7 protein-coding genes and 1 pseudogene are annotated in these 7,541 nt (G+C 65.1%); all 8 read right to left on the bottom strand.

All coding sequences use genetic code 11. The features are described from left to right. Positions 1 to 749: 749 nt before the first annotated feature. The gene (locus tag VFT73_RS13395; protein WP_326412102.1) at positions 750 to 2,081 is read right to left on the bottom strand and encodes a sorbosone dehydrogenase family protein; all 1,332 of its coding nucleotides are present in this window, start codon (positions 2,079 to 2,081) and stop codon (positions 750 to 752) included. Positions 2,082 to 2,408: 327 nt separating this feature from the next. Continuing rightward, positions 2,409 to 3,296, bottom strand: a complete 888-nt coding sequence (locus tag VFT73_RS13390) for a hemolysin family protein (protein ID WP_326412095.1) — start codon at positions 3,294 to 3,296, stop codon at positions 2,409 to 2,411. Further along, a complete protein-coding gene (gene ybeY / locus VFT73_RS13385) occupies positions 3,277 to 3,810 on the bottom strand; it encodes an rRNA maturation RNase YbeY (RefSeq protein ID WP_326412087.1) in 534 nt (177 codons plus the stop codon). The genes VFT73_RS13390 and ybeY overlap by 20 nt, the downstream gene beginning before the upstream one ends. After that, on the bottom strand, positions 3,807 to 4,202 hold the full coding sequence (locus VFT73_RS13380; RefSeq protein WP_326412065.1) for a type II toxin-antitoxin system VapC family toxin: 396 nt from the start codon (positions 4,200 to 4,202) through the stop codon (positions 3,807 to 3,809). Before VFT73_RS13380 ends, ybeY begins: the two co-directional genes overlap by 4 nt. Beyond that, positions 4,199 to 4,447 carry a type II toxin-antitoxin system VapB family antitoxin gene (locus VFT73_RS13375; protein WP_326412058.1) on the bottom strand — a complete coding sequence of 83 codons (249 nt, stop codon included), beginning with the start codon at positions 4,445 to 4,447 and terminating at the stop codon, positions 4,199 to 4,201. Before VFT73_RS13375 ends, VFT73_RS13380 begins: the two co-directional genes overlap by 4 nt. A gap of 74 nt (positions 4,448 to 4,521) precedes the next feature. Then, positions 4,522 to 5,517 carry a PhoH family protein gene (locus VFT73_RS13370; RefSeq protein ID WP_326412052.1) on the bottom strand — a complete coding sequence of 332 codons (996 nt, stop codon included), beginning with the start codon at positions 5,515 to 5,517 and terminating at the stop codon, positions 4,522 to 4,524. Between the two features lie 512 nt (positions 5,518 to 6,029). Further along, positions 6,030 to 7,352, bottom strand: a complete 1,323-nt coding sequence (miaB, locus tag VFT73_RS13365) for a tRNA (N6-isopentenyl adenosine(37)-C2)-methylthiotransferase MiaB (RefSeq protein WP_326412109.1) — start codon at positions 7,350 to 7,352, stop codon at positions 6,030 to 6,032. Next, positions 7,349 to 7,541: pseudogene (locus VFT73_RS13360) on the bottom strand (1-acyl-sn-glycerol-3-phosphate acyltransferase); the annotation flags it as partial. The gene miaB and the pseudogene VFT73_RS13360, both read right to left, overlap by 4 nt.

Raw genomic sequence — 7,541 nt, 5'->3', positions numbered from 1 at the left:
CTATGGGTGATGTGGCCCCGGTCCGCGAACTCCCATACGGGCCCGCAGCCATGTGCTGCATCAGAGGCCGGACAGATGGCAGCACCCGACTACGCACCACCCTCACAAATCGCTTGCACCTGAAGGGGCGTCCACAGATGGAAAGCTGTCATGAGCGCATCAGTGCGTCGTGGGACAGCCGACGACTGCATAGTGCGCCCAGAATTCGAGTGGAATGCGCTCGACTACGCCCGTGGACCGCAGTTCGTCTGTTTGGTCTTTGCCAAACCAGTAGGACACGTTCCCATCTGCCCGCATTTCCTTATAGAGCGGCTGCACTCCGGCCTCGGCAAATAGCGCCTCGACCTCTTGCTGATGCGCAGGTTTGATGCGAACCCGAGCGCCCACGCGCGCGCTTGGCGGAGGTCGGTTGGCGTCGGCCATTTTCAGTAGCTACGGCAGTCGAGCTAAGGTCTGCAACGGGTCGATATCTGCCTGGCGCACCGCGCGGCGGCAAGGGCGGCATCCCTGCGGGCCTGCTCTCCATCCTCCGCCACCCCGGCTCAAGGCCGGGATGACGACAAACGGGGCATTCCTGCCCGCATCAAAACCCTGTCCTACATCCCCGCCGCTGTGCCAGGCTTGCGCCGGCTCCTTCTCAGCGTTGATTCGATACCCGCGCTTTTTTCCCGCCGGAGAAGGGAAAATGTTCCGAAATCCATGTGAATGTCATCAATCTTGTTCAGATCGTCCACATCGTCCGGTTCGGCTTACTCGGCCGCGCTGACCCGCCAGATGCGGTTGCCGACATCGTCCGCGACGAGCAGCGCGCCGGTCTTGTCGAGCGCCAAGCCGGCCGGGCGCCCGCGAGTATGCTGGTCGCCGTCCAGGAAGCCGGCCAGCACGTCGACGGGCTTGGCGCCTTTCACCGGCATGCCGTTGTCGCCGAACGGCACGTAGATGACCTTGTAGCCGGACAAGGGCTTGCGGTTCCACGATCCGTGCAGCGCGACGAAGGCGCCGTTCGCGAATTGGGATCCAAGCTTTGCACCCTCGGCGAAGACCAGGCCAAGCGGCGCGGTGTGGGGACCGAGCGCGTAATCGGGGCGGCGGGTATATTCGAGCAGGTCGGGCCGCGAGTCCACGCGCCGGTCCACATAGCCGCCCCAATAGCTATACGGCCAACCATAGAAGCCGCCGAAATCGACGAAGGTCAGGTAATCGGGCGGGCTGTCGCCGCCCAGCATGTCCCGCTCGTTGACGACCGTCCACAGGTCGTGCCGGTGCGGTTCCCAGGCAAGGCCGTTCGGGTTGCGCAGGCCGGCCGCATAGATGCGGAAGGTCTTGTTCTCGGGATAGACTTCCCAGATCGCGGCGCGGCGCTCTTCCTTGTCCATCCCGCGCTCGCCGATGTTGCTGGCCGAGCCGACGGTCACATACAGCAGCCGTCCGTCGGGGCTGGCGAGGAGGTTGCGCGCCCAGTGATTGCCGCCGCCGGGCAGGTTGACGATCTTTTCCGGCCTGGCGGTGATCTTCGTGTCGCCCGGCTTGTAGGGGAAGGCGAGCACGGCGTTGGTATTGGCGACGTAGAGCGTGTCCCCGACCAGCGCCATGCCGGTCGGGGAATGGAGGCCGGAGATCAGCACCGATCGGGCCTCCGCCACGCCGTCGCGGTTCGCGTCGCGCAGCAGCGTGATGCGGTCGGCGGAGGGAACGCCGGCGCCGGCGCGGCCGAGCAGCCAGCCCATCACCCGGTCGGTGAAGCTTTTGCCCTTGCGCGGCGGCGAGTTCGCCTCGGCGACCAGCACGTCGCCATTGGGCAGCGTATAGAGCCAGCGCGGGTGGTCCAGCCCGTCGGCGAAGGCCTGGACCTTCAGCCCCTTGGCGGGCGCCGGGCGGTCATTGCCCCAGTCGACCGGCGTGGCGATCGCGATCGTCGGGATCTGCTCGATATCGGGCGCGGCGATGGTCAGCCGCTGGCCTTCGACCGCCACGACCGGAAGCGAGGCATTGCGCTGGCGCGTCATCAGCCACAAGCCGCCGAGGATCAGCAGCACGACGACGATCAGGAAAATCAGCGGACGGGCAATTCGGCCGAGCATCGGCACTCCGGGGTGAGAGGGTTCCCGGCCATCTAAGCGCAATCGGACCGTTCAGGCAAAAAAAGTGCCGCCGGCCAGGGGGTGAAAGAACCGGCGGCACAGCGGAAGCAAAGTAAGCGCTTCCTATTTAGCGACCTCAAAGGCTCGATGGCTCCGCTCGTGGCTCGGCCTCGAAACGTCCCCGCTTGAGACAATTCTCGTTCCTGACATGAATCAATTCCGCAAGCGGCACAATCGCCATCGGGTGAACCGAGTCGGAATTGCGACGGACTGATGGCGCGCAATTCTTATCCCCAGACTTGTCCGCAGAAATGGCGGAATCCGGCGCTATTCCCGCTCCAGCGCAGGCTCCGGCGCATGCAGCCGGACGCGAGTCACGTGGCGGGCGTCGGTCTCGGTCACTTCGATCTTCCAGCCGCTCGGGTGCGCGACGATCTCGCCGGGATCGGGGATGCGGCCGGCCAGCACGAAAGCAAGGCCGCCCAGCGTTTCGACGTCCTCTTCGACGTCGGCCAGCCGCGGATCGACCGCCGCGGCGACATCCTCAAGCTCGGCGCGGGCATCGGCGTCCCACATGCCGCCGCCCAGATCGACCAAGGTCGCTTCGGGCTCCTCGTCATGCTCGTCCTCGATCTCGCCGACGATTTCCTCGACCAGGTCCTCGATCGTGACCAGCCCTTCGGTGCCCGAATATTCGTCGACGACGATCGCAAGATGGGTGCGGGTCGCGCGCATTTCGGCGAGCAGGTCGAGCACGCCCATCGAGGTCGGCACATAGCGGGGCTCGCGGACCAGACCGGCGATGCTGTCGGGCTTCGGCGTGCCGTTGGCCAGGAACTCGAACGCATCCTTGATATGGATCATGCCGGTGATCGCATCGAGGCTGTCGCGATAGACGGGCAGGCGGCTGTGGCCGGCCTCGGCGAACTGCGCGACCAGCTGGTCGAAGCTCGCCGATTCCGGAATCGCGATGATGTCGGCGCGCGGCACGGCCACGTCGCCGACCGTGCGCTCGCCGAAATGGAGCAGGTTGCGGACCATCTGCCGCTCGATCGGCGTGAGGTCGCCGGCTTCGGCCGGTTCCCCCTCATGCTCCTCGATCACTTCCTCAAGCTGGTCGCGTAGCGTGGGCTCGCTCTCGGCTCCGAAGAGCATGTCGCGCAACCCACGCCAAAGTCGTCCGCTCGTGTCCGAGCTACTCGAATCGTCTGGCATCGAACTCCGGTTCGTCCCTGTTATAAGGGTCGTGCAGCGACAGCCGCGCCATGACGTCGCGTTCCAGCGACTCCATGTGTTCGGCCTCGGCCGACCCCTGATGGTCATAGCCTAGCAAATGCAGCAGCCCGTGGACAATCAGATGGGTGGCGTGCGCTTCCAGCGCCACGCCTTTCTCTTCCGCCTCGCGCGCGCAGACGCCGTGCGCCAGCACGATGTCGCCCAGCAGCAGCTCGCCGTCGTCCCCGTTCCGAGACACGGTGTCAATGAGATCGGGCTGGACCATCGGAAACGACAGCACGTTGGTCGGCTTGTCCTTGCCGCGATACTGCCGGTTCAGCCCATGCACTTCCCCGTCGGAGGTGAGCCGCACCGAGATCTCGACCAGCTCGGGCGTGGTGGCGAGCTCGGCATGCGGCGTCGCGGCGATTGCAGCTTCCACAGCGCGGATGCCAAGCGCTTCCCAATCGCCCTCAGGCCAGGGCGTCTCCACCTGAACGGCGACGTCGATCATGCAAGGTCCGTCTTAGCGAAATCATCGCCCTTGTTGAGCAAACGCGCATTATTGGCCTTTGCACACGCATAGGCGAAGCAGTCGCCGAAGTTCAGTCGGGCAGAGTGCTGTCCTTTTCCGTACTTCTCATAAGCATCCAGCGCCAGGCGGAGTTCGTCTCGGCCAATCCGCACCAGACGAAGCTCCATCATGGCAGCCGCGCGTTCCGCCTCCTCGCGCGCTTCGGACATCGTCAACCCGTAGCTGTTCTTGAGTGCTGCAATGACTTCCCAACATGTCATCGCTGACCAGAGCGGATCGGGATCAGCCGCGATTTGCGCAGCTATCAAGGCGCGCTCGGGCTCACCGGCGATGTAGGCCACCATCGCAGATGCGTCGACAAACAGCGTCAAGCGTCGCCCCACAAAGCGTCGAAAAATGCCTTATCCGACTTGCGACCGGTAAATTGCAGCGGGTGTTTGGCTCGTCGCTGTTCGATCCAATCCATCAGCTCTGGTTTGCGTTCCTTGGGTCGAGCATCCTGCAGTGCTGCTTCCAAAGCATCACGAACCGCCTTGGTCTTTGTTACGCCACGTATGCGAGCGATCCGCTCCGCGAGGGCAGCAGTGTCCGGGTCCTTGATATAAAGCGAAGCCATATGCCTCCTCAGAGGATATCCTGTCTCAGGATAGGATATCCGATTCAGATATCAAGCCTTCCGACTGGATCGGGCTAACCTGCATCGCCCTCGTACGCGTCGACAATCGCGCCCACGAGCGGGTGGCGGACGACGTCGGCCGAGCCGAAGCGGATCATCGAAATGCCGCGGACGCCTTCCAGGCGCTGGACGGCGTCGGCGAGGCCGGACTTGCCGATGTCGGGCAGGTCGACCTGGCGCGGGTCGCCGCAGACGACCATGCGGCTGTTCTCGCCGAAGCGGGTCAGGAACATCTTCATCTGCATCGGCGTGGTGTTCTGCGCCTCGTCGAGGATGATGAAGGCGTTGGCGAGCGTGCGGCCGCGCATGAAGGCGATCGGCGCGATCTCGATCTCGCCCGAGGCCATGCGGCGCTCGACCTGCTCGGTCGGCAGCATGTCGTAGAGCGCGTCGTACAGGGGGCGCAGATACGGATCGACCTTCTCGCGCATGTCGCCGGGCAGGAAGCCCAGTTTCTCGCCCGCCTCCACCGCCGGGCGCGACAGGATCAGCCGGTCGACAGAGCCCGCGATCAGCTGCTGCACCGCTTGGGCCACCGCGACATAGGTCTTGCCGGTGCCGGCAGGCCCCAGCGCGAAGATGATCTCGTCGCGGGCCAGCGCTTCCATGTAGCGGATCTGCGTGGCGGAGCGCGGGACGATCGTCTTCTTGCGCGTCCGGATCATCACCGGCGGCGGCTGGCTGACGTCGGTGCGGATGATGCCGTCCAGCGTCGGCTCCGCCGACATCGCGATCACCGCGTCGACCGTGCCGGTGTCGATCTCCTGGCCCTGGACGATGCGGTTGTAGAGGCCGGTCAGCACGTCGCGCGCGCGCGCCGCCTGCTCCGCCTCTCCTTCGATCTGCAGCTTGTTGCCGCGCGCCGCGATATAGACGCCAAGCCTGTTTTCGATCGCGACCAGGTTCTGGTCGTAATGGCCGAACAGCTGGCCGAGGAGCTGAGGCCGGTCGAACACGACCTCGAGCCGGCTGCGGTCGCCCGGTTGGGCGGGAACGGGCTTACGCGACATAGACCTCCATAGTCATGTTTGCTTCAACAGCCCCGAAGCATGGTTGTTGCGGGCACACATTTCACTTTGCACACCTTCTGAGCCTGTGCGCTCGCCCTTCGAACGGATTGGTCGATACGATTTGGATTTCGTCAGCCGTCTTGCCCCTGAAGATTGACCAGCTTCGAAGCGATCGGACCCCAAGAGCGGGGTTTCCGCAGATTGCGGTAACCGAAAACTGATTCATCTCGTAGACAACGGCTCCATTGCCGCTAGGAATTTGGCAGCTCTTTCCGTCTGGCGTTTGGATTCTGCTGACGCTCAGCCGCCAATACGAGCTGCTGCAGGGCTTCTCGAGTTCCGCCCACTTGCCCGTCCATTGGAAGGGTGGCTTCGTGTTCGGGACTGACCCCGCAATAACGGGGGGTGGCTCAGCTTGAGCGGGGAAGCCGGGCGGCGGGATAAGCCAAGCGGCAGGCGCGACCAAACAACATACGGCGACTGAGAAACCGAGCCGACGTCGTGCTCTCACACTATGCTGCCTTTTTAGTCTGGATCATGCCCGTCAGACTATTCGGTCCCGCCGCGACAATGTCCACGTCCAAAAGGTCGCCGACGGCGCCTTCATCCACAACAATCGACTGCAGCCAGGGCGATTTGCCGATCAGCTGGCCGGGGTGGCGGCCGGGCCGTTCGAGCAGGACCGATGTACGGGTGCCGACCGTCCGCTGGTTGAACGCGAGCTGCTGCTCGACGATCAACGCCTGCAGCCGTTGCAGCCGCTCGTCCATCACCTCCGGCGCGATCTGGTCCGGCATCGTCGCTGCGGGCGTGCCGGGGCGGGGCGAGTATTTGAAGCTGAACGCCATCGAGTGCCCGATGCGGCGGACGATCTCCAGCGTCGCCTCGAAATCGGAGTCGGTCTCGCCGGGGAATCCGACGATATAGTCGCCCGAAATCGCGATGTCCGGCCGGGCTGCCCGCACTTTGTCGAGGATGCGCAGATAGGAGTCCGACGTGTGGCTGCGGTTCATCGCCTTCAGGATGCGATCGCTGCCCGACTGCACCGGCAGGTGCAGGGACGGCATCAGCTTCTCGATGTCGCGATGCGCGGCGATCAGGCCGTCGGCCATGTCGTTGGGATGGCTCGTCGTGTAGCGGATGCGCGCCAGCGCCGGCATCTTCGCCAGTTCCCCGATCAGGTCGTGCAGCCCGCGCGCGCCGTCGCTCCAGGCGTTGACGTTCTGGCCCAGCAGCGTGATCTCGCGCGCGCCGCTATCGACCAGTGCCTTGGCTTCGTCGACGATCGCGCTCCACGGCCGCGAGACCTCGGCGCCGCGGGTGTAGGGCACGACGCAATAAGTGCAGAATTTGTCGCAACCCTCCTGGACAGTCAGGAACGCGCTCGGCCGCACCTGCCGCGCGCGCTTCGGCAGCGCGCCGAACTTCGAGTCTGCCGGCATGTCGGTATCGGCCACCTGCTTGCCCTGCGCCGCGTCCGCGACCAGCTCCGGCAGCCGGTGATAGGCCTGCGGGCCGACGACGATGTCGACGTCCTTCGTGCGGCGGTGGATCTCGGCGCCTTCGGCCTGGGCGACGCAGCCGGCGACGGCGACCAGCGGGCGGCTGCCGTCGTCGCGGCGCAGGCGGCCGATGTCCGAATAGACCTTCTCCGCCGCCTTTTCGCGGATGTGGCAGGTGTTCAGCACGACCAGATCGGCGTCTTCGCCGTCAACAGGCGTCAGGCCCTGGGCGTCGAGCAGCTCGGCCATGCGCTCGCCGTCATAGACGTTCATCTGGCAGCCGAAGGATTTGACGCGGTAGGTTTTGGGGGATCGATTCACCGACGCGCCTATACGCCCGAAGCGCTCCGCGCGGAAGCGGTGAGGATGCGGCGCCGCGCCTCCGCAGCAACCGCCTTGCGGTCGCCGATCTCTGCCGGCGCGAACGGGTCGAGGCATTCGAGGCGGACGACGAAGCGGCCGGGCCGGGTCAGCACGCGCCAAGCGTTGCGCGGGGCCGGCTCCTCGCCGATCCAGGCGAGG

Source organism: Sphingomonas sp. (assembly GCF_035758555.1).
Taxonomy (GTDB): domain Bacteria; phylum Pseudomonadota; class Alphaproteobacteria; order Sphingomonadales; family Sphingomonadaceae; genus Sphingomonas_B.
This window is presented reverse-complemented; position numbering and strand designations above follow the sequence as displayed.